Source organism: Brevibacillus borstelensis (assembly GCF_003710865.1).
GTDB classification, from domain to species: domain Bacteria; phylum Bacillota; class Bacilli; order Brevibacillales; family Brevibacillaceae; genus Brevibacillus; species Brevibacillus borstelensis.
Map to the genome: position 1 here is coordinate 96975 of NZ_RHHO01000002.1, position 20124 is coordinate 117098.

At 50.5% G+C, this 20124-nt stretch carries 25 protein-coding genes; all 25 read left to right on the top strand.

Features of this window, described 5'->3' with window-relative positions:
* The first annotated feature begins 60 nt into the window (after positions 1 to 60).
* The 25 genes from EDM54_RS01610 (at position 61) to EDM54_RS26310 (ending at position 20080) form a co-directional block, all read left to right on the top strand.
* Complete coding sequence (locus EDM54_RS01610) at positions 61 to 1383, top strand: phage portal protein (protein ID WP_039071491.1); 1323 nt, start codon at positions 61 to 63, stop codon at positions 1381 to 1383.
* Positions 1367 to 1948: an HK97 family phage prohead protease gene (locus tag EDM54_RS01615; protein WP_122957644.1), complete on the top strand. Its 582-nt coding sequence runs from the start codon at positions 1367 to 1369 to the stop codon at positions 1946 to 1948. The genes EDM54_RS01610 and EDM54_RS01615 overlap by 17 nt, the downstream gene beginning before the upstream one ends.
* Before the next feature lie 37 nt (positions 1949 to 1985).
* Complete coding sequence (locus EDM54_RS01620) at positions 1986 to 3173, top strand: phage major capsid protein (RefSeq protein ID WP_039071466.1); 1188 nt, start codon at positions 1986 to 1988, stop codon at positions 3171 to 3173.
* 59 nt (positions 3174 to 3232) lie between these two features.
* Positions 3233 to 3595: a hypothetical protein gene (locus EDM54_RS01625; RefSeq protein WP_052259767.1), complete on the top strand. Its 363-nt coding sequence runs from the start codon at positions 3233 to 3235 to the stop codon at positions 3593 to 3595.
* Positions 3576 to 3860, top strand: a complete 285-nt coding sequence (locus EDM54_RS01630) for a head-tail connector protein (protein WP_039071464.1) — start codon at positions 3576 to 3578, stop codon at positions 3858 to 3860. The genes EDM54_RS01625 and EDM54_RS01630 overlap by 20 nt, the downstream gene beginning before the upstream one ends.
* 10 nt (positions 3861 to 3870) lie before the next feature.
* A complete protein-coding gene (locus EDM54_RS01635) occupies positions 3871 to 4476 on the top strand; it encodes a phage head closure protein (protein WP_170208363.1) in 606 nt (201 codons plus the stop codon).
* Entirely contained in the window at positions 4476 to 4973 is a 498-nt protein-coding gene (locus EDM54_RS01640; protein ID WP_039071462.1) for a hypothetical protein, read from the top strand. Before EDM54_RS01635 ends, EDM54_RS01640 begins: the two co-directional genes overlap by 1 nt.
* Positions 4973 to 5419, top strand: coding sequence for a hypothetical protein (locus EDM54_RS01645; RefSeq protein ID WP_122957645.1), 447 nt, complete (start codon positions 4973 to 4975; stop codon positions 5417 to 5419). The genes EDM54_RS01640 and EDM54_RS01645 overlap by 1 nt, the downstream gene beginning before the upstream one ends.
* A gap of 211 nt (positions 5420 to 5630) precedes the next feature.
* Entirely contained in the window at positions 5631 to 6965 is a 1335-nt protein-coding gene (locus EDM54_RS01655; protein ID WP_122957647.1) for a phage tail sheath subtilisin-like domain-containing protein, read from the top strand.
* Positions 6966 to 6967: 2 nt separating this feature from the next.
* Positions 6968 to 7423: a hypothetical protein gene (locus EDM54_RS01660; RefSeq protein WP_031931971.1), complete on the top strand. Its 456-nt coding sequence runs from the start codon at positions 6968 to 6970 to the stop codon at positions 7421 to 7423.
* 2 nt (positions 7424 to 7425) lie between these two features.
* Entirely contained in the window at positions 7426 to 7806 is a 381-nt protein-coding gene (locus EDM54_RS01665) for a hypothetical protein (protein ID WP_122957648.1), read from the top strand.
* A 476-nt stretch (positions 7807 to 8282) separates the two neighbouring features.
* Positions 8283 to 10745: a phage tail tape measure protein gene (locus EDM54_RS01675; protein WP_141334186.1), complete on the top strand. Its 2463-nt coding sequence runs from the start codon at positions 8283 to 8285 to the stop codon at positions 10743 to 10745.
* On the top strand, positions 10745 to 11335 hold the full coding sequence (locus EDM54_RS01680) for a hypothetical protein (protein ID WP_122957651.1): 591 nt from the start codon (positions 10745 to 10747) through the stop codon (positions 11333 to 11335). Before EDM54_RS01675 ends, EDM54_RS01680 begins: the two co-directional genes overlap by 1 nt.
* A gap of 12 nt (positions 11336 to 11347) precedes the next feature.
* A complete protein-coding gene (locus tag EDM54_RS01685; RefSeq protein ID WP_122957652.1) occupies positions 11348 to 12301 on the top strand; it encodes an XkdQ/YqbQ family protein in 954 nt (317 codons plus the stop codon).
* A 3-nt stretch (positions 12302 to 12304) separates the two neighbouring features.
* A complete protein-coding gene (locus EDM54_RS01690; RefSeq protein ID WP_122957653.1) occupies positions 12305 to 12553 on the top strand; it encodes a hypothetical protein in 249 nt (82 codons plus the stop codon).
* Positions 12554 to 12988, top strand: a complete 435-nt coding sequence (locus tag EDM54_RS01695; RefSeq protein ID WP_122957654.1) for a DUF2634 domain-containing protein — start codon at positions 12554 to 12556, stop codon at positions 12986 to 12988.
* The gene (locus tag EDM54_RS01700; RefSeq protein WP_122957655.1) at positions 12976 to 13791 is read left to right on the top strand and encodes a baseplate J/gp47 family protein; all 816 of its coding nucleotides are present in this window, start codon (positions 12976 to 12978) and stop codon (positions 13789 to 13791) included. The genes EDM54_RS01695 and EDM54_RS01700 overlap by 13 nt, the downstream gene beginning before the upstream one ends.
* Positions 13788 to 14339, top strand: a complete 552-nt coding sequence (locus EDM54_RS01705) for a putative phage tail protein (RefSeq protein ID WP_122957656.1) — start codon at positions 13788 to 13790, stop codon at positions 14337 to 14339. The genes EDM54_RS01700 and EDM54_RS01705 overlap by 4 nt, the downstream gene beginning before the upstream one ends.
* Complete coding sequence (locus tag EDM54_RS01710; RefSeq protein ID WP_122957657.1) at positions 14333 to 14632, top strand: hypothetical protein; 300 nt, start codon at positions 14333 to 14335, stop codon at positions 14630 to 14632. The genes EDM54_RS01705 and EDM54_RS01710 overlap by 7 nt, the downstream gene beginning before the upstream one ends.
* Positions 14633 to 14634: 2 nt before the next feature.
* Complete coding sequence (locus EDM54_RS01715) at positions 14635 to 15270, top strand: integrase (protein ID WP_122957658.1); 636 nt, start codon at positions 14635 to 14637, stop codon at positions 15268 to 15270.
* Positions 15271 to 15285: 15 nt separating this feature from the next.
* The gene (locus EDM54_RS26300) at positions 15286 to 17763 is read left to right on the top strand and encodes a hypothetical protein (protein ID WP_174768856.1); all 2478 of its coding nucleotides are present in this window, start codon (positions 15286 to 15288) and stop codon (positions 17761 to 17763) included.
* On the top strand, positions 17763 to 17960 hold the full coding sequence (locus EDM54_RS01725; RefSeq protein ID WP_122957659.1) for a hypothetical protein: 198 nt from the start codon (positions 17763 to 17765) through the stop codon (positions 17958 to 17960). Before EDM54_RS26300 ends, EDM54_RS01725 begins: the two co-directional genes overlap by 1 nt.
* Positions 17957 to 18112, top strand: coding sequence for a CD1375 family protein (locus EDM54_RS26305; protein WP_170208370.1), 156 nt, complete (start codon positions 17957 to 17959; stop codon positions 18110 to 18112). Before EDM54_RS01725 ends, EDM54_RS26305 begins: the two co-directional genes overlap by 4 nt.
* Positions 18113 to 18200: 88 nt before the next feature.
* Positions 18201 to 18668, top strand: a complete 468-nt coding sequence (locus EDM54_RS01730) for a phage holin family protein (protein ID WP_170208369.1) — start codon at positions 18201 to 18203, stop codon at positions 18666 to 18668.
* Positions 18665 to 20080, top strand: a complete 1416-nt coding sequence (locus tag EDM54_RS26310) for an N-acetylmuramoyl-L-alanine amidase (protein WP_183189144.1) — start codon at positions 18665 to 18667, stop codon at positions 20078 to 20080. The genes EDM54_RS01730 and EDM54_RS26310 overlap by 4 nt, the downstream gene beginning before the upstream one ends.
* Positions 20081 to 20124: the final 44 nt, after the last annotated feature.

Here is a 20124-nt window from a genome sequence, read left to right on the forward strand (position 1 = left end):
CAAAATAATTAGTGTTTAGATTCGTTTTTCCGAAAGGAGGGAGGTGCAGATGTGAAGATCATGAACATAGCCCGTCGAATAATCGGCTTACCAGAAAGGCGGGAAACACTGGAGTTGAACGTCGATGATCGGCGGTTGCTTGAAGTTCTAGGTATCGACATCGGTCAGGTGAACGTAAGAGGAAAAAATGCACTCAAGGTGGATACCGTGTATGCTTGTATCCGTATCCGATCAGAATCAGTCGCAAAACTGCCGATCAAGGTATATCAGGAAGACGAAAACGGCATACAGAAGCAGACGAGACATACAGTGTACCAATTGCTAAGGCTGCGTCCCAATCCGTATATGAGCGCCTTTGATTTTTGGAAGTGCATCGAGGCGCAGAACGGCATGTACGGCAACGCGTACGCATCAATCGAGTTTGATAAGCGCGGGCGTATTGTCGGACTATGGCCAATGGACGCGGGCCGGGTGAAAATCGTCGTAGATAACGACACGAGCGCGACTGGCGTCGTCACCAATCGATCAAAGGTTTGGTACGAGGTGAATCTTGGTTACGAGAAACGAAAGCTCCTTCCACACGAAATTCTGCACTTCAAGGGAGGGGTGACGCTTGACGGGATTTCCGGTTTATCTCCACTGGATTGTTTGCGGGCAACGCTTGAGAACGGAGCATCAGCAAACAAATTCGTCAACAATTTCTTTAAGCAAGGCCTCCAGGTAAAAGGGATCGTGCAATATGTTGGCGACCTAAATGAGGATGCCAAAAGAACATTCCGTTCCAATTTTGAGCAGATGTCAAGCGGGCTAAATAATAGCCATAGAATTGCTCTTTTACCGATTGGATACCAATTTCAACCTATCTCCCTGAGCATGCATGACGCACAGTTCCTGGAGAACAACCAGTTAACCATCAGGCAGATAGCATCTGCCTTTGGGATCAAAATGCACCAACTGAACGATCTATCCAGGGCGACACATACGAATGTAGCCGAGCAGCAAAAAGAGTTTTATACCGACACGCTGCAGCCGATCCTGACGATGTACGAACAAGAGCTGACATACAAGCTGCTGCTCGACGAAGAGATTCAGAACGGTTTCTTTTTCCGTTTCAACGTCGACGCGATTCTTCGAAGCGATATCAAAACAAGGTACGAAGCATATCGAATCGGCGTGCAAGGTGGCTTCTTGAAACCGAATGAAGCACGAGCGAAAGAGGAGCTGCCACCGGCAGAGGGTGGCGACCAGTTGCTTACAAATGGCAGCATGCTCCCGATTACGGAGGCCGGCAAGGCATATCAAGCGAAAGGGGGTGTTGGAGCTGGACAAGGAAAAAAAGACGCCCCAGGCAAAGGAGATCCGGGCGATGCCGGTGAAGCTTGAAATTCGAGCGAGTGAAGGTGACGACGGAAAACGGACCATCACCGGAGCGATCAAGTACGAGACAGACAGTGCAGAAATGCGCGACTGGTATGGCGACCCATTTGTGGAGCAAATCGCGGCTGGCGCATTTGCCGATAGCATCGCTTCGCGCGCGGTCGTCGGGTTGTGGAGCCACGATACAAGTCAGGTTCTGGGTAATACCAAATCAGGTACGGTGAGATTGTTTGACGGCGCAAAGGAATTGCGTTTTGAGATTGACCTCCCCGACACAGCGGTGGGGAACGACGCATGGACGCTCGTTCAACGTGGAGATGTAGATGGTGTGTCCTTCGGTATGCGCGTCACCAAGGATAAATGGTCGTCCGAAAAACGAGAAAACGGCAAGCTGTATCGCCGCACCATTTTGTCAGCAGAACTGTACGAGATTAGCCCGGTAGCCTTTCCGGCTTACCCGGCCAATGAAGTTTCCGCTCGGTCCTTCGAGGAATTCAAAGCTTCCGAAAAGCGGGCCGCTGATCAGTATGAAAAAGAAAAGATGTTGATTGAGCTCGACCTATTTGGTTGAGCTTTTTGTATTACCAAATATCCCATGAGGTGATCCCATGACAAAAGAATTGCGTGCGCTGCTCCAGAAGTTGGACAACGCGAAACAAGAAGCTCGTAGCCTGTTGGCCGAGGATAAGGTGACCGAAGCGAAAGAGAAGATGGATGAAGTACGAACCTTACAGGCGAAGGTGGACCTGCAACGCGAGCTGGAAGAAACCGAAGCTCGTGGACTTGGCGGACGTGAATTAAACGATGATGGGAATGTGGAAGAGCGCGACATGAAGGAGTTGGAGGAAGAGTACACCAGCATTGTTTTGCGCGGCATCCGTCGTCGTCCAATCTCGGAAGAAATGCGTAGTGTTGTCCGTGAATACGAGAAACGAGCGGTTATGAATGAAGGCAGCACGAACCCGCCTATTCCGGAAGGTGACGTTGGCATCATTGTCCCGCAAGATATCCAAACTCGTATTAATGAGCTGATGCGCGACTGGAATGATTTAAGCCAGTATGTAACGATTGAGAATGTCTCGACACTTTCCGGAACTCGCGTTCTTGAAACGGATGCGGACATGACTCCATTCGCGGATATGGATGAGTACGGCGAAATCAAAGAAACAGATAATCCGAAATTTAAACCGATCAGCTATAAAGTTAAGTCTCGTGCGGGCTTCCTACCTCTTACTAATGATTTGCTTGCCGATACCGATGCCAATCTGATGGGGTACATCACAAGCTGGATTGCTCGAAAGGCGGCCCATACCCGCAATGTGCATATTGTTAACCTACTGAAAACCTTGACGCCAAAGGCATTGTCCGACCTCAAGGCCATAAATACTGTCCTTAATGTCGATCTTGACCCGGCAATTAGCCGCAGCTCGGTTATTTTAACAAACCAAGATGGATTCAACTGGCTCGACAACCAGGTTGACGGTATGAACCGACCTCTCCTTATGGACGACATTACACAGCCAGGCCGAAAACTGTTCAAAGGACGACCGATTGCAGTCGTGAGCAATCGTAACCTCCCTTCTGATGGAACAAAAGCACCACTTATCATTGGCAATCTGAAGCAATTCATGGTGTTGTTTAACCGTCGATACTTTGAGCTCGCGTCTACCAAAGAGGGCGGCGACGCATGGCGTCGAAACACAACTGAGATGCGAACCATTATGCGCGACGATTATGTGAAGTGGGATACAGAGGCAGCCGTTTATGGCCAACTCGACATTACGCCAACGCCCTAAGAACTAATGGTCTGAGAGGCCGGGAAACCGGCCTCTTTCCCATTTGGAGGTGAATGCTCATGGCTGTAAAAGTAATCAAGGCTTTCCGGGAGAGATACCAAGATATGAGGCTCTACACCATTGGGGATACGTATCGGGTGGAGGATGAAAAGAGAGTGGAGTATCTGGTGTCACAGGGATTTTTGGAGATAACCAACGAAGCTGCCCCTGCATCTTCTGAAAAGCTAACGCTCGAAGAATTTACAGACCTCTCAGCAGTTGATCAGAAAAAGCTGCTCACCAGTTTGGGTATCCATGGTGACGATAGCAACGCACAAAAGCGGGAAGAACTCTACAAGCAATACCTTGGTAGCGAGGCAGTGGGTCCAACAGGTTCAGAAAATGGCGGAGACGTGAAGATCGATGTCGATTCTGACACTTGAGGAAACGAAGCTTTGGCTGCGGGTAGATGGTGACGAAGAGGATACAACCATTGCGACGCTGATCGCAGCTGCTGAAACATACCTGGTGAACGCTACGGGGAAGCAATTTGACAACACGAATGACCTTGCCAAAATTTTTGTTCTCGTTTTGGTAGCCGATTGGTTTGAAAATCGCCAGGCGGTTGGTAAGATCAGCGAAAACACAAGGCAAACAGTGCAAAGCATGCTCGCCCAATTGACCTATTGTTATCCGGAAAGCAAGTGAGGTGTAGATGGTGAATATCGGCGATTTAAAAAACCGGATCACGATTCAGGAAAGGGATTCAGCGGGCTTGTGGACGGATTACGTCAAGGTTTGGGCAGCAATCTATCCCCTATCTGCGAAAGAGCCATTTGACCGGGGCGACGTGCAGCAGAACGCGACCCATCGAGTCGTGATTCGACGGCGGAAAGACGTCAAGTCTACCATGCGTTTGCTGTTCGCCGGTCGCATCTACGACATCCAATCCATTTTACCTCACTACCGGGACCGGGATCGTCAGGAGATGATCTGTGAGGAGCTGCACGAAATGTACGATACCGTTTCAGTCATACGGTCAGAAAGCAAGGTTGGAGCCTACAATGTCGTTACATCTGTGCCATTGCCGCCTCGTGAAATTTCTTGTTGCATCGTTGACGTTCAGCACAATCATAATCAAGCTGGTACAGACCCTGTTACTTGGCAAACAAAAATTCAGATTGATTGCTATTTGGGCGAAGACGTGATACAGGGAGACACGATCAGATTGTCTGATCTTGGAGACTTCTTTGTAACGGAAGCCCGGCCAGCCAAGCATTTTTTGACGGTGACAGCTACACAAGCGAAACGGGGTGCAGAGTGATGGATTTTGATAAGTATGGGGCGCTCCTGAAACGGTTGTCAGATAGAGAACTGGAAAAGATCGAGAAAAAGATCCTGCAGAGAATGGGGATTACCTTCCTGAAAATGATCCGCGACGAATTGAAAAAACAAGGTTTGACGGACAGCAAAAAGACTTGGCAATCATTCATGAAAGGGAAGCGCGGAAACGTATGGAAGCTGGACAAGGATCGAAATACGTTCACGCTGGAAGTGGGCTCCTGGTGGTATATTGCTCGGTTTCTCGATGAAGGATACGAGATCAAGGAGCCGCACTTTGTACCTGGGTACTTTTCCGGTTCCAAGTTTGTCTACGAAGGCTATGGAAAAGCAATCGGCGTAAAGCGCGGTGTGATCATGAAGCCACGGACGTTCATTGGTCGTCACTACATCGATATCGCGCTGGAAGGGTTTCAGGGTGGAATGGTGGCACTGATTGACCGGCTATTCGAAAAAGAATTGAAGAAGGTGCTAGGTTAATGGAAAAAGATTTATTGACCGTGGTTCAATTGGTCCATGCAGCCTACCCATCCATAACCATCATTACTGACCTGGAGGAATGGCTGGCAGGGAACTTTAACCCGCCGTGCGCCTTTATCCAGACTCAAGCGGTTACGGAGAGAGGGAACACGCTAACCAGTTACAAGATTCTAGCAGATGCTGGTATTGTGTTGCACCACCCGAAAGTGAAGGGCATTTATCAACCTATATCCTCGGAGCCGTTTCGAAGCCTGCTTCGGAGAGAAAAATACAGCTTCCAGGGGACGGCGGAGGCTCTATACATCGATATCGATAACGAGACCTTGGAAATCGACTCCGAAAAGAAAGACCGGACCGAAATCACATTCCGTTTTGAGTATCGGGTATCCATACCGAAACCAGAGGTAACGAAGATCAACACATTTGAGGTAGAAATGGAGGGATGATCGTGGCTGTGCGAAAAAAAGAAGAGGTATCAGATGAGCAACCCCTCAGGAGCGAGAGCCAAAAAACAAAACAAGAATGGATCGAGAGCGCAGCTTACCTCGGGGCCGAACGGTTCGAGATTGCAGGCGCTCTCTTTCATTTGAGGGACACTGATCTGATTAGGGAATCTGAAGTCCGATCAAAAATCAAAGCATACAGGGGTGAAAGACTGTGACGATCATGCGTGAAAGACCCGGTGCAAGGGTGGAGCTGATTGCAAAGGCAAAAGAGCGTGTCCTTCCAAAAAGCGGTGTTGTTCTGGTGCCTTATCAGGCTGAATGGGGTGCACCCGACACGATGGTCAAAATGACCGGCTACGACGAGCGGATTGCGGAGACATTCGGAGAAGTGGATGTTATCGAATTGGCAGCGGAAGGCGGTGCAACCGTCCTCGGCTACCGGATGACCAATGGTAGCGCTGCGAAAGCGTCCTACACGCAGATGGATTCGATCAAAGTAGAGGCGCTGTACCCTGGCCTCCGTGGGAACGATTTGAAAATCTCCATTGCGCCGTCTACAGCTGAACCAGGTAAGAAGGAGCTGCAGGTAACCGGCCCTATCAGGACTGAGAAATTTTCCTTTACAGATGCCGACGAGTTGGTGAAAAAGACGGCTCAATCTATTTACGTGCGTGTAACTCGCCTCGGAACAACAGCTGTTACCGACCTGGACGAAACAGCGCTGGAAGGCGGGACGAGCGGTACGGCTCCGTTGACTTCCACAGATAGTACAAAGCTGTTTCTTACCGTATCTGGCGCCGACTTCGACGCAATGTACTTGCCGTTCGACGATCCAGCTATCCAAGCTGCAGCCAAACAGTTCATGACTGACCGACGGACGAAAAACAAAAAGCTCAGCACGCTGGTCATCGGAGGGAACAGTAACGATGACGGAAACATGGACAAGCACGTGGGGCGCTCCGTCGCGCAAAACGCACGGTACGTTGTAAACTGTGCCATCGCGGGCCAGCATAACAATGGCAAGTCGTACGACAGTCTGGCGTGGGCAGCATGGGTGGCCGGGATGATCGCGGCGACACCTGCGCACGAGTCACTGACAGCGGTTGTTGTCCCTTTGAAAAAAGCCTTGAAGGATTGGGGTTACACGGAGATCCTGAACGCGCTCAGTACCGGTACTTTGATTGCCACCCGGGACGGCGACGTATACATCATCGAAAGCGCGGTCAATACGCTGTCTGTACTCGGCCCGAAAGATCGCGAGGACTACGGGAAAATCCGGGTTTCCATGACGCTGGATCAAATCGTCAACGACCTGATGACGGTAGCCAAAAAGTACAAGGGCAGGCTCAATAACAACGACTTAGGCGGCGCTGTCTTTGTTGGAGCTGCCGATACCTATTTGGCAGAAAGGGAGCGACAGGGGGTCATTGACGCGGGCTGGGTGTTTGAGGATCGCGGCGGCGAAGGGGATCGGCGCAAGTTTTATCTTGGCGCGAAACCGTTGGATGCTGTCGAGTACTTTGATATCGAATGGGGGGTGGAATAACGATGGCAAGAGCGAGAGATATAAAACTCAAAAATAACCAGCTTTATGATGAAAACGGGGATGTTTTTCTCGCTGTCCAGGAAGCGTCTTTTGTTTCCAAATTCTCGTACGTGGATGTAAATCGGCTCCAAAAGGGGAAGACGCAATCAATTGACGAGGCACACGTCGAAGTGACAATCAGAGTCTCGTCGGTCAATGCCGATCTGAAATATTACGTGGTGAGTCAGCTCCACAAGGGAAAGACACCGGTTATTCCTATGATGATTGGTGAGCAATGGGATAAGGAAGCAGGCAACATTGAGCGAGTGAAGCTTACGAATATTGTCCTTAACCCGGAGGAAATCATACTGTGGGCAGCAAAAGCCGAGGGAAATGATATCGCCACGTTCGAATTGAAGGGAATGTCCAGTGACGAACCAGTGTTTATCAATAAATTGCCTGAATACGAGGAGGATTAAGAATGAGTAAATTGGAGAAATTTTTAGCAAAGGCCAGCCAGGATGTAGTTCGTAAAGAGATTACAGTTGAAATCGACGGGGATACGTGGAGAGTTCGGCAGTTGAGCCTTACGGAAATTCGTGCTTGCGAAAATCAAGCCGATAAAGGAGAAAAGTTTGACTGGCATCGCTTTAATGATGCTCGCATCGTCAAAGCGACGGAACATGACTTTCCATGGAACGACAATTCCTTGAAAGAGGCATATGGAGTCCATACCAAATACGAGTTGCCTGCCAAACTGTTTGAGCACAACTTGGATGGATACAGTAAGCTTCTCGATGCCGTGAGACGTGTGAACGCAGATCAAACGGAAAGAGAAGCGGTGGACGAGGCAAAAAACTAATCATGTCCGACGGCGAAGCCTGGCATATGTGCCAAGCTTTTTTAAATGGCCGGGGCAAGCCGTCGGATTTACTTGATTATGAAGTGGATCCATACAAACAGAAGCTGTTCATTTTTGCCTGTCAAGAAATCGAAGTGGAGAGATCAAAAACATAGGTTTCTCCCCTTCTCCCGGACGTCTGCTGGTCGGGGAGAGGGCTAGTACCCTCTGTTGATTCGATAACCGATGTACGTAAGCAGACAGATGCCGTAGGTAAGGCCCAAACTTGGACCTGGTCCCCAGTCCCACAAAACCTGCGGAATCCAACAGAGTAAGAAAGCGGGAACACCAATTAAGATTAAGACTCCCACGAACAGCAACGATTTAACAAGAATACGAAATATCCCGAATAGAGCCATTGGAATAATTTTAAGGAACTCCATAAGTGACCCTCCTTTTTGTATAGGGATATATTACCACATTTGGATGAGAGGTAGGTGATGCATTTGGCACGGGTTACCGCGATATTAGAAGCGAGGGACCGAATTACCCCCGAGCTGGTGAAGATTAGACGAGATGTAAATCAAACAGAGCGCTCTTTTGGAGGAATTGAGCGGGGCTTTAACCGATCAGCAAGAGGTTTCCAACGTGACTCAAGTCGGATTCAGCGAGAAATTCAAGAAATTCGCCATGACTTAAATCGGCTTGGGAGCATGAAAGAAAAGCCGCGTGTCGAGCTCGATGATAGGGCCAGCCAGGACATAGCCGACCTACGCGAAAAATTAATGGGGCTCGGCGGCTTGGCCGTAGGCTTGTCTATTGGCACCAATATTGGCGGGGCAATGAGTGAGATTGAGGCGGCGTTTAAAGAGCGCTCCCTTTATGCAGCGAGAGGAAAGACCCAGCAAGAGCTGGAAATGTTCGACCAAAAAGCGAAAGAGATGCTTCTCAAAAACCCATTTCTGAATCGTGCGGAGGCTATGGCACTCGTCTCCAAAAGCGAGAAACTGAACGGTGCGAATGCTTCCGGCAAGTACGCTGAAACGGCAGCTAAGCTCGGTGTTACAACGGCTTTTTCTCCTGAAGAGCACTTGAAGGTCATGGCTGTTATGGGGAATGAAACTGGCGTGAAAGATGCTGAGCGCTTAGGCAATTCCATTCAGTATATGTCCAACAATATGAAAGACTTCAGGGATGAATTTGTCGACAGTATGATTGAATACTCCGTCCAGATGAGCAAGTTTCTGGATACCCCTGAAAAGATTGCGGCCCTCGTTGGGGAAATTGGCAGGATGGGCATCTGGTCAGACGACAAAGCTCTCGACTCTCTAAAAGAGAGTACCTTGAAATTAACCAACCAGGGCGATCTGGCCAATGTCTTGAAAACAGGATATGAGACGCAGGGGATGGAAGCAGACGAAGCCAGAAAGCTTGCTGAAAAAGAGGCTGCTCTTATCAATGAACTCATCCATTCCGGAAATGAAGATGATTCTCGTACGGCCATGGGGCGTATGATGATGAGCCTGGCAACCATTCAGGATAAGAACGTCCAGAGACAAGTTCTTAATGAGTTAGGTGCTGGTCCGGGGGAAGACCTTGGCAGACATTTTGCGCCGCTGTTGGAGTACGCGGGTAAGCTTTCCATAGGAGAAATAAGGCCGCAAATCGGGAACGAATTGGAGAAAGCATACAAAGCTGCCGTCGATAGCAACCCTTTGTTTGAATACCAGAAGGCGCAAAACGAAGCAAAGCAGGCCGCTCTTGATCTTGGAGCAAAGATCGCGCAAGACGTTACCCCTGCTTTAGCAGGTTTATCCGAAGCGGCCAAGTGGGTGACCGATAAATTTAACGCGATGCCGGACATGGCCCGATATGGCCTTGAATTCGTTGGTGCTGGCGTTGCCATATCTGCTGGAGCCTACATGCTGATCCGAGCAGCGTCTATGCAACTGTTAGCCGCCAAAGCCTTAGCGAGAGCTGGCGCTTCGGGTGGTGTCGGTGGCATGGATATCGACGTTGACGGTGGAAAGAAAGTCTCCGGGAAAGGCAGAAGAAGATGGTGGAACCCTCGTTCATGGGGCGGGAATGGCCGGGATAAAAGCTCCCCTGAATACTGGCTGGAAAAGGAGGAGCAGCGGCTTGAGAAACAGGGCGCACGAAAAGAGCGATGGAGCTGGCTGGACAAAATTAATCCGTTCGGAAACAAGCGAAGTTCGCCGGTCGATCTACCTACAAAGGGCCCGGACTATTCAAACATAGGCTTAGGAAAAGGGACGACATGGAAGCAAGACCCTGCCTATCGGGACTACAAGTTTGAAAAAACTCTGGGCGATATCTCAAAAGCCAACAAACTCATACCGGAAGTAAGCAAGGCGGGTGGTGTTATACGGAAAGTGCCCTATCTTGGGACTGCCTTGGGGGTTGCGGAGGTGGCTACAGCTGACAACAAACTGGATGCTGCCGGCCGTTTGGGAGCCGAAGCATTGGGGGGCTGGGGAGGTGCGGCAGCCGGGGCAGCGGCAGGGGCTCTTGTCGGATCAGTAATCCCCCTCTTAGGGACAGCCATAGGAGGCGCGATTGGCGGGATTATCGGCGGTATTGGTGGTTCTTACGGCGGCGGAGCACTGTACGACGAGGCAAAAGAAGTGCTCAATGCGAAAGGCCCGCGTCCTATGATGAAGCCAATTCCGAAAGAGGAGCTACAAAGGCTACGTCCGAAACCTGTTGTGTTTGGCCCTCCGGCTCCTAACACACCGCCGGGAAAAACAGCCACAGAGAAACCAAAGGCGGCATCCGTGAACATTCAGAGTCTAAATATGCCGGTACATGCAGATGGGATACTCCAGGACATCCCGTCGATGCTAAAGATGATGCAGGATCCACAAGTAAGCGCTCAATTCAAAAAAATGATGGAGAAATTTATTATCGACGCCATAGAAACAAGCGGGGGTGTTTCCTGATGATTCGACTGCAGGGCAAGTACCGCCTTACCTTTCCAGTCACTCCTGGGGAAGTGGAATTTCGAGGATATGGAAACGAAGTAGAAAGCACAACAACCATTGCACTCCTGACGAATAACAGGATATCTGGTCGACGCCCGAAATCCATCGCCTTTGAATTTATTTTACCGGGGAATCTTGAGTCACCTTTTATCGAGGTAGAAGGATACCAGGGGCCACGAGCGTGGCTGGCCGGTCTGGACAGGCTAACCGGGGCAGAGGTTCTGCTTACAATAGACGAGCTAAACTTGGCTTGGAATGTTCTCGTTGGACCATGTGACGGCAGGTTTTCAGGCAAGAATGTGGATTTTCACGGGTCGATTGAACTGCCTTTATATGTAAAAGAAGAGTTTGTGACTTGGAGCAATCAAACTCAGCTGTTGAGTCCTGAGAAAGTCATTGCCAAGCAGCAGAAAGCGCGACCAAATACGAGCGGTAAGAAGGCGAAAAAGAGCACCGGCCAGTCATTAGTCGCGTCTGATATTCAAGCTATACAACGTGACAGGATTGACCGAAAACTAGCCAGTCTGAACCGGGCTATCGGGACGTAGTGAGGTGGTTCCATGAAAGTCATCTATGGCAAGGAGTCAACTCGCATTGATCTAACGCCTGCGACGAAGGAATTATCCTGGTCCTCCTCTCGCGGCCAGATCGCCCAAAACTGTGATATCCAAGTCCTGAGTGCCCCGCCTCTCGAGTCGGCGGGTTTTTTAATGCTATTCTCCGGTGATCTGCTCAAGGAGTCACAGCAGTTTTTCCATGGGCCAATCGTCCGTTTTGAGCGTGACGATAAGAGTGGAGATACATCGGCAACGGCGTACGAGCTGAGTTGGTACCTACAGAAGAACGAAACGTCACGGATTAAGCTAAATGGTGATGCCGGTAAGGAGCTGGAGCGACTTATCCGGGCAACGGGAATCAACTTCAGCTGTCCGGCCTTTGGCTTTGAAGTAAAGGACCGGCTTGCTTCCCAATCCTTTGCTTCCTTATTCACGACTTTGACAGAGCAGGCTTATGACAAGACGGGCAAGAGGTATTTCGTCCAACATGAACGAGACAAGCTGACCGTTCTCCCAGAAGGCGGGAACAGCGTAGTCCCAATGTTCGCGGCAAGCTTGCTCGAAAGCAGCTCAACGGGCGAGTCGATCGAGGAAGTGTACACTGTCATTACAGCGGAACGGTACAAAGATGACAAAGTAGCTGCCAGCGTGACGAAGGAAAACGCCAACCTGATCAAGCAGATCGGACGAATGAAAAAGGTTTTCGATGCCGGTGAAGAAAAGGGACTGGATGCTCTCGCTTCAAAACAGCTGGCGAACCTGTCGAAAATACCCAAGACCCGACCCATAACCGTTAAGCACGAAGACAATCAGGCCGCCCGGATCCGCGCAGGCTGGCTGGTGAAGATCATGGAGAAGGACAACAAGACAATAACAGACTGGATTGTCACAAGCTGCAACGCACGCTGGAAGGGCGGTCAATACACAATGGACTTGCAATTGGAAAGGAGGGGGTAGCTTGTGCAAGCAGCATTACAGAAGCTTTTTCAAGGTGCCCGTGATGGGCTAACGGATACAAAAGTGGAACTCGGTAGCCTTCTTTCGCTGTCTCCCCTGTCAGTCAAACTGGACGAGGATCCAGCACCACTTGAAGAGAACGAACTGGTGAGGCTGAACCCCACCGCATGGCGCCCGGAAGACGTGGGTAAGAAAGTGGCCGTGATTCGCTGTACGAACGGCCAGTACCTTCTTCTCGGGGTGGTGGGATAGATGTTTCCCGAGCTGACTGGAGACGAATCGCGACTGCAGCAGTCGCCAGACAATCCCATCCCTTGGACCTACAAATTCGACTGGCACACAAAGCAGCTCATGCAGGGACCAGATGGCCGGTATTTGCGGACAAAGACGTACGCCGAATACCTGGAGGAAGCAGCAAAGAAGATTCTCAACACGCGCAGGTTCCGTTATGAGATTTACTCTGAACGTTACGGAGTAGATTTCTTGTACGAAATTGGACGGATGAGGTCTGGCATGTCTCTTCCGGTTATCAAAACACAGGCAGAAGAGGCGCTGGAGGCCCACAGTGAGATTGAACGGGCCGAGGTTACTGACATTCGTTTTGAAGGCAATCGGGTTATTTTCTCGCTTGAGATTGAGGGTGTACGAGGCACAACCAGAACGGAGGTGAGCGCATGGCGACGATGAACAAACCTGAGATGCCGATTCTGAGGGAAACGCCGGATCAGATTTACCAAAGGATTGCCAACCGCATGGCGGAGATTGCTCAGCAGCGCGGGGAAACACCACCGGCGACGGAAGAAGGCGAAATATTTTACGACTTTGAATACCCCTTGGCCGTTGAGATCAGCGAACAACAGCAGCTACTTGAATATGGTTTTCTACAGCACTTTTTGCCCTGGGCTGACGGCGAGTACTTGGACGCTTGCGGGGTATTTTTTGGTCTTCCCCGAAGTGCAGGGGAGGAAGACGAGCATTACCGGCAGCGTCTTATTGATCGAGCTCGCTCAGAGGAAGGAGACGGGCGTCGCCAGGATTATGAGCGCTGGGCTCGGAACGTGGAGGGTGTAGGCGGGGCTGTGGCGATTGAGAAAGCAAGAAACGACCTGTCCATCGATGTCTACATTACGGACCTAAACGGCCAGCCTGCTACAGCAGAATTGGCGAAGCAGGTCCGTGACAAGCTGGAAGACAAACGGCGCGCTTTGCATGACCTGCAGGTATTTCCGGCCAAAGTTTTCCCTGTCAACGTATCTGTGCGGCTGGTACTTCGCCATGATGCTGAGTTGGACAGGGTACAGGAGCTGATCACCAACCAAATCAAAACCTACTTGAAAGGGCGTTCCCAGATCGTTTACCAGCAGATCGGGGCGCTCTTCTTCGTTGACGGCGTAGAAGACTTTGTCGATTACACTTTGAACGACGGGGAAGCCAATCTTACCGTACCGCTGGATGCTATCGCTTCCCTCAACTTGGCGGTGACAACATGATTCCAGAACAATATAGGCGTGTTCTCCCACCGCAGTGGTACGAGAACAAAGCGGCTGAATACCATTTCGAGGGAGCGAAGGCAGCAATAGACGCCTTTAATGCCCAGCGGTTAGATATTATAAAACAGTTCAGTCCGTGGTCAGCCACCTGGGGACTTGATGCCTGGGACTGGATTTACTTCGGAAAAAAGCAGCCCCTGAGCATCGAAGAAAGACGAAAAAACATTCGAGCTCAGCACTGGGCCAGACTCCCGTTTACCATGCCGGTCCTTCAATCATTAGGAAGAACGGTCGGGAACCTGCTCTCTGTGACGGAGGATTTCGCAGCAAAGGAAATCATTTTCGAGTTTCAACAAGGAGGGCCAATAGATCTCCTGACCCTACACAACATGTTTGAAAGAATGCGCCCGGTTCACGTGAATAGAGAGAGAATTGTCATTCAGCAGAAGGGGAGTCTCGTCCTAGCTTCAGGACCAGTGCATATTTACTACGATGATCCTCTCATGTGTGGCACATTCTACGCCGGAGGTGAAAACGATCTATGCTGACCGAACACGCATTGGAACGACAAGCAAACAGCCTTGAGTCACTTTTCGACAGCGCGGAGGTGGAAATAAACGGCGAAATGAAACCGGTCACTCTTCTGAAAGTCAGACAAGGGCCGAATAAAGTGAATTTCCTGATTCGGCTCCAGGACTCTGAAACAGGTATGGTTACAAAGCGGGTAATCAAGGATGAAAATGGCCAAATCGTCTGGCAGGACTCGGTGAATCTGTACAAGCCAGCCAGAGCCGTATCGTTAAGCCTCCCGATAGAACTGAAATGGAAGGTAGGTGAGTAACAGTGATAGAGAGGTATCAAAAGCAGACGCATATCAACCGAATAGTGGATTTCCCAGGGGCCTATACGATTCAGCCGCACCCCGACCCTGAGCTCGCTGCAAAAGGTGTGATGCTGATCGAGCCAGCATACAACGTGCTGGCCGGAACTCTTGTCGATGAAATCAGACTCAACCATATGGAAGATGGGATTGAGGGAGCCTATTTACTTTACGACCGGCTTGAACGGCGGGTAACAAGGATTGAGGCCCACCTTGACCTGGATAGTCACGACGTCGACGGAGCGCAGGCGCGTTTCGCTGACACCTATGACGGCCTTGACGATCCGGTGCTGGTTCTGGACAAGACGAAGACGTACAGCACCGCAGCCCTGGCTTCAAGCACTTCGGCAGTCACTATCCCGGTCGCTTCTACAGCTGGCTTAAAAGTCGGCCAGGAGGTCACGATTTGCGACGACGTGGCATTCGAGAATCAGCGGATCACGGCAATTGGAGCGGAATCGATCACGGTGGTCAAGCTGGTAAACAGCTACAAGAAGGGCGCCCTGGTCGCCCGGTCTACAGTGGTTCGGGATACAGCGGCACAGAAAATGCGGATCGGCGGATGGGGCACTCATACGATCACGATCTTACTGACGTAAGAAAGGGGGAGGAACATGGAGTACGCTTGGGAAGATGTCGGGGTGTTCAACGACACCGATACCTATACATTTGAGGATGGTTATCTGTATGCAGCGATGAATGATTCCGCTGATAGCAGAATATATTACGGACTTGGATTTGGGTCGCCTATCCTTGTCAGAAACTATGTATTAATTGGCAATAAGGGCAGGTTAAAGGGGACCATTAGCGTAAGTGCTGGCTACGGCGAAGGTAGATCGTACAATGTAAGATTACGTAGAATGAAAATAAACCCCTCTATACCGTGGGAAGTAGTAGGGATCTTTGGCGATATTAAATCCTACACCTTTGAAGATGGGTATTTATATGCCGTTACAAACACTTACCCATCGGATAAACCGGAATATTACGGGAAGGCTTTCGGGGTTCCTGTTCTTAGAGGAAGGCACTGCTATACCTTGGTTAACGGTAGTGGTATGTGGACAGGTTCTCGCTCAGTTGGCGATGGAGCATTTGGTATCGAGTTAATCAGATTAGTTCTAAATAAACCTCCAACACTAACTATTCAGTCTGCTGCGAACAATCAAACACTTGTTGAAGGGCAATCCATCTATATGGGGACAAGCGACTTCACCATTCGCGTGACAGCCGACGATTCAAATCCGGCAGACACTCTTCAGTACCAAATTAAACTGAACGGGACCGTCAAAAAAGACTGGACTTCGATATCCAGAAACTCATCGGTTGATTACACGTTCCGATCGTCAGATTACACCAACGACAGGAACCAGTTTGAGGTATCTGTCCGGGATAACTTCGGAGAAGTAACCACCTTTTCCGCAATATTGGTTAAAGTTAATCGTCCAGAGTATCTTGGCCTCGTTAAGCTCGGGACGCTATACTACGGCTCTGCTGCTCGTCCAAGGCCGACAAAGCCATGGGTTCCCGATGTAGCCCCAAATTATAACATTGGAAAAGGGAACCTGCCATCAGCTTGGACTGAGCCTTTAAGTGGGTGGAGTATTGGAAACACCAACCCGGCCGAAGAAAATCAGTTGTACTGGCATAAAATACGAGACGGGAATAAAACACTTCTGATTTGCGATCGGGCGATTTTGTGCTATTTCCGGCCTGTCGATTTAGACAATATGGGAAGAGTCTCGGGGACTCCGGTTACAATTGATGGCAAAAAATATACCCTGAGAGTTTTGACAGGGGGCATGACCAATTCTGACGCGCAATCAGGAGATAACGAGTGGAATAGGTATGTGTTAAACAAAGCGAACATACCTGGCCTTCCTATACCAAGTAGTTCAGATTTCAGAAGCGATTACGGAGACTTGGACGCTTGGAATATCCAATTCAAGGGCGAACTTAATCGATTCTGGAACTGGATGTATATATATACGATGGTGCAGGAAAGTGATGGAGTTTCTGACACAAGGAGGCTCAGAGGAGAGCTTTCAGCTGGACAGATTTCAACGATCAGAAACATTTCCAGTTCGAGTTCTACAGGCTGGCGACCCGTTCTTGAAGTTCTTAATTCTGTTCCAACGGTATCCCTGTCAACATCCAACAACCAGGTGTTAACTGAAGGAAACACTTTCAGCATTGCGGGAAGCGCGAAAGATACTGACAGCGGAAACGCAGTTACGGTGAAGTACAAAATTAACAACGGATCTGAGCTGAATCTTTCCTCTGGGGTTTCGGACGGCAGCAGCCCAATTCCCTTCTCGAAGGCACTGACGTACCGCGGCGGCCGTCTTTACGATGGTTCAACAGACGTGTCTGGGCTGTTGGCGGAGGGTACGACCCATACTCTTTCTGTCTGGGCTGTAGATGACCAGGGAGGGCAGTCGGCGGTCGTAACCAGGTCCTTTACGGTCAAATACAACAAAGCACCAGCCCTTACCGTCAACACTTTCACGCCTGTACAGTCGGGCCTGATTCCGCCTGATACGATCACGCTTTCCGGGACTGCTTCCGATCCAGACGGCAACACGGTTACGGTCAAAGGAAAGCTGAGTACAGGAGCAGAGAAAACACTGCTGAGCGGCGTTTCGAGCGGCAACTGGTCGTTCCCGTTCAAGGTGAGCGAATTGAAGGCCGGCACAAACACGGTCACGATCACAGCCACCGACCAGTTCGGAGCCTCAACCGTCAGGACCTTCAATGTCAAAAACGAAGTCGTAGAAAAGCCGATGAAACAGGGCGTTGCTCGTTACAAAATACTCCCGCCTCTCGGTTCAGTGAAGGAGATCCTTGCTTGGCAGAAACGAGAAAAGGGCGACCTGGTTATCGATGCAGAGGCTTCTTTTGTTGACGCAGGGCACCCGGAGCAGTATATCTCCTGCAGTAAAGACAGCGTAGATTTAAACACGGAAATTACAGAGGACCAGTTCATCGGCACTGCAGCTTCGCCGAAAGCAGACGTGGTCTTCAAGCAAACACTGTCCAGAACCAACGAAAATTCAACGCAAGCAGCAACAATGCTGGTGGGGGTGTTTAAGTAGTGCGATACCGAAAAAGAAATCCGGACGGAACCTTTGGTGATTGGGTGGAGACACCTGGCCATACTGAAGGTTTAGCGCCAGAGGTACAGATGCTTTTGGAGACTGTAGCCTTCATGGACATGGAAATGACCAGCCTGAAGGAAAGAGTCACCACTCTTGAAGCGGAAGTAAAGGCTCTGAAAGGAGGTGGTCAATGATGGTGAAGCAGTACATGATTCCGGTTTACGGACTGCTTGTAAAGTCCGGTGGCTGGCAGATTGAGCCAACTGGAGCTGAAGGGGAGAAAGCGGTCCCCGAAGCTTACCGCGTACCGGTAGCTGAATACCTCGCTGCTCAAGAAGTAGCGTAAGCGCCTTTTCTCTAAATGAGAGAGGCGTTTTTTCATGGGGAGCTGCAGCAGGCGGCTCCCTCATTTGTTACGAAAGAAGGCGGCGAAGATGAAAGAATCATTTATGTCAGGCGCAATTGGCGCTTTTCTGCTTACCACGTTTCATTTTCTTTACGGAGAAGGGCCTGCAAAGTATATCACCATGACCCTGTTTGGTATGCTCATTGCCCTGGACTGGATATCTGGATATAGGGCTTCAAAGATAGATGGCTCTTATGCCTCGGAATACGGCATTGAAGGTGCATTCCGGACGGCTTTCATTCTCTTTATGCCTGCTATTGGGAACCTTGTTGATCAAGTGACAGGCATGCCTGGTACTGCGTTTGGTTTTCTGGTTGCGGCATTCGGCTTGCACATATGGAAAAGCATGACGGCCAATGTTATTCGAGCTGGCTGGGACAAATGGGTTCCTGGGTGGGCAATGAATGCTGTATCTGACGAAGTGGAGCACAAACTGGCCCGGGCCATCAAAAGGCGAGAAGAGAAAGAAAAATATTTGGACGGTGATAAGTCATGAGGTTCGTCATTGAAGGCGGACACGGGCCGGACACTCCCGGAAAGCGAACACCAGACGGCAGCATGCGGGAATTCCATTTCAATAGCGCTGTGGCTCGTTATGTCCGGGATGGATTAATGCAATACGAAGGTGTAGAGGTCCTTTTCACCCATGCTGACGACAGGGACGTACCGTTGAAAGAACGCACAGATAAGGCGAACGCCTGGAAAGCAGATGCCTTTGTCTCCATCCACGCAAACGCCTTCGGCAACAACTGGAACGAAGCTAACGGTATCGAGACGTTTGTCTACACCACGCGCCCTGCCGCAGCCGTGAAGCTGGCCGAAGCTGTGCAGCGTGCCCTTATCCGGGCCACAGGCCGCCGGGATCGTGGGGTAAAGGCGGGCGACCTGCACGTCCTGCGCGAAACGAAAATGACCGCGATCCTGATCGAATGCGGGTTTATGACCAACCGGGAAGAGGCAGAGCTGCTCAAGAGCGACGAGTACCGCCGTAAGTGCGCGGCAACCATCGTCCAAGCCATTGCCGAGGTATACGGCTTGAAGAAGGCCGGATCAGCCACAACAGGCACACCAATAGCCGGACAATCCCAAGCTACCGTCGAGCAAGCCCAAGAGTGGGCAAGACAGAAGAAAGCAACTCAGGCTTTCATCGATCTGGCATCCGTGTACTGGCGCGTTGGTGCCGAGCTGGGAATCCGTCCAGAAATCGGCTACACCCAAGCAGCGAAAGAGACCGGCTTCGGGCGGTTCGGTGGGGTCGTATCCCGCGATTTCCATAACTGGTGCGGCCTGAAGACAACCAAGGGCGGCAGCAATACCGATCCCCTTGCACACGCCCGGTTCCTCAATGACGAGGAAGGAGTCCGGGCACATCTTCAGCATCTGGCTTTGTATGCCGGTGTGGAAGTAAAGGGCGAGATCGTCGACCCACGACACTTCCCATCAGTACGCGGGACAGCCAAGACGGTGGAATCACTCGGCGGGAAGTGGGCGCCTGCAGCTGATTATGGGAAGGCGATCACGGAGCTGCTGGCAGGCTTGCTGACGACCAAAGTATCCACACCGCCTGTTGATAAATCTGTGGAGAAAGTGAACATTCAGATAAATGGCATACGCATCCCAGCTCAAGGTGATCTTCGGAACGGTGTTTCTGTACTGCCAGTTGGTGCTGTCTCGGAAGCTCTCGGGGTTACTCTGGAATGGGTGCCAGAGACAAAGCAGGTGCGAGTGAACGGAAAGGACCTAACGGCGACAATAGAAGCTGGCGTTGCCTATGCTCCAGCTCGAGAACTTGCTGCTGCCCTCGACCTGCAGGTGGAGTGGGATGGACCTACTAAAACCGTATTGCTGAAGAATCAGTGTGTTTGCATAAACAAAAAAACTGGATATAGGCGCGACGAGAAAACCTAAATTTAGCCCCCCTTCGGTTTAACACCGGGGAGGGGCTTTTGCTG

Coding starts and splice junctions, on each gene's coding strand:
- EDM54_RS01630 (WP_039071464.1), top strand. CDS start 3,576: ATGTCGATTCTGACACTTGAGGAAACGAAGCTTTGGCTGCGGGTAGAT.
- EDM54_RS01620 (WP_039071466.1), top strand. CDS start 1,986: ATGACAAAAGAATTGCGTGCGCTGCTCCAGAAGTTGGACAACGCGAAA.
- EDM54_RS01700 (WP_122957655.1), top strand. CDS start 12,976: ATGGCGACGATGAACAAACCTGAGATGCCGATTCTGAGGGAAACGCCG.
- EDM54_RS01615 (WP_122957644.1), top strand. CDS start 1,367: ATGCCGGTGAAGCTTGAAATTCGAGCGAGTGAAGGTGACGACGGAAAA.
- EDM54_RS01710 (WP_122957657.1), top strand. CDS start 14,333: ATGCTGACCGAACACGCATTGGAACGACAAGCAAACAGCCTTGAGTCA.
- EDM54_RS26310 (WP_183189144.1), top strand. CDS start 18,665: ATGAGGTTCGTCATTGAAGGCGGACACGGGCCGGACACTCCCGGAAAG.
- EDM54_RS01610 (WP_039071491.1), top strand. CDS start 61: ATGAACATAGCCCGTCGAATAATCGGCTTACCAGAAAGGCGGGAAACA.
- EDM54_RS01695 (WP_122957654.1), top strand. CDS start 12,554: ATGTTTCCCGAGCTGACTGGAGACGAATCGCGACTGCAGCAGTCGCCA.
- EDM54_RS01680 (WP_122957651.1), top strand. CDS start 10,745: ATGATTCGACTGCAGGGCAAGTACCGCCTTACCTTTCCAGTCACTCCT.
- EDM54_RS01685 (WP_122957652.1), top strand. CDS start 11,348: ATGAAAGTCATCTATGGCAAGGAGTCAACTCGCATTGATCTAACGCCT.
- EDM54_RS26305 (WP_170208370.1), top strand. CDS start 17,957: ATGATGGTGAAGCAGTACATGATTCCGGTTTACGGACTGCTTGTAAAG.
- EDM54_RS01665 (WP_122957648.1), top strand. CDS start 7,426: ATGAGTAAATTGGAGAAATTTTTAGCAAAGGCCAGCCAGGATGTAGTT.
- EDM54_RS01645 (WP_122957645.1), top strand. CDS start 4,973: ATGGAAAAAGATTTATTGACCGTGGTTCAATTGGTCCATGCAGCCTAC.
- EDM54_RS01705 (WP_122957656.1), top strand. CDS start 13,788: ATGATTCCAGAACAATATAGGCGTGTTCTCCCACCGCAGTGGTACGAG.
- EDM54_RS26300 (WP_174768856.1), top strand. CDS start 15,286: ATGGAGTACGCTTGGGAAGATGTCGGGGTGTTCAACGACACCGATACC.
- EDM54_RS01730 (WP_170208369.1), top strand. CDS start 18,201: ATGAAAGAATCATTTATGTCAGGCGCAATTGGCGCTTTTCTGCTTACC.
- EDM54_RS01625 (WP_052259767.1), top strand. CDS start 3,233: ATGGCTGTAAAAGTAATCAAGGCTTTCCGGGAGAGATACCAAGATATG.
- EDM54_RS01640 (WP_039071462.1), top strand. CDS start 4,476: ATGGATTTTGATAAGTATGGGGCGCTCCTGAAACGGTTGTCAGATAGA.
- EDM54_RS01660 (WP_031931971.1), top strand. CDS start 6,968: ATGGCAAGAGCGAGAGATATAAAACTCAAAAATAACCAGCTTTATGAT.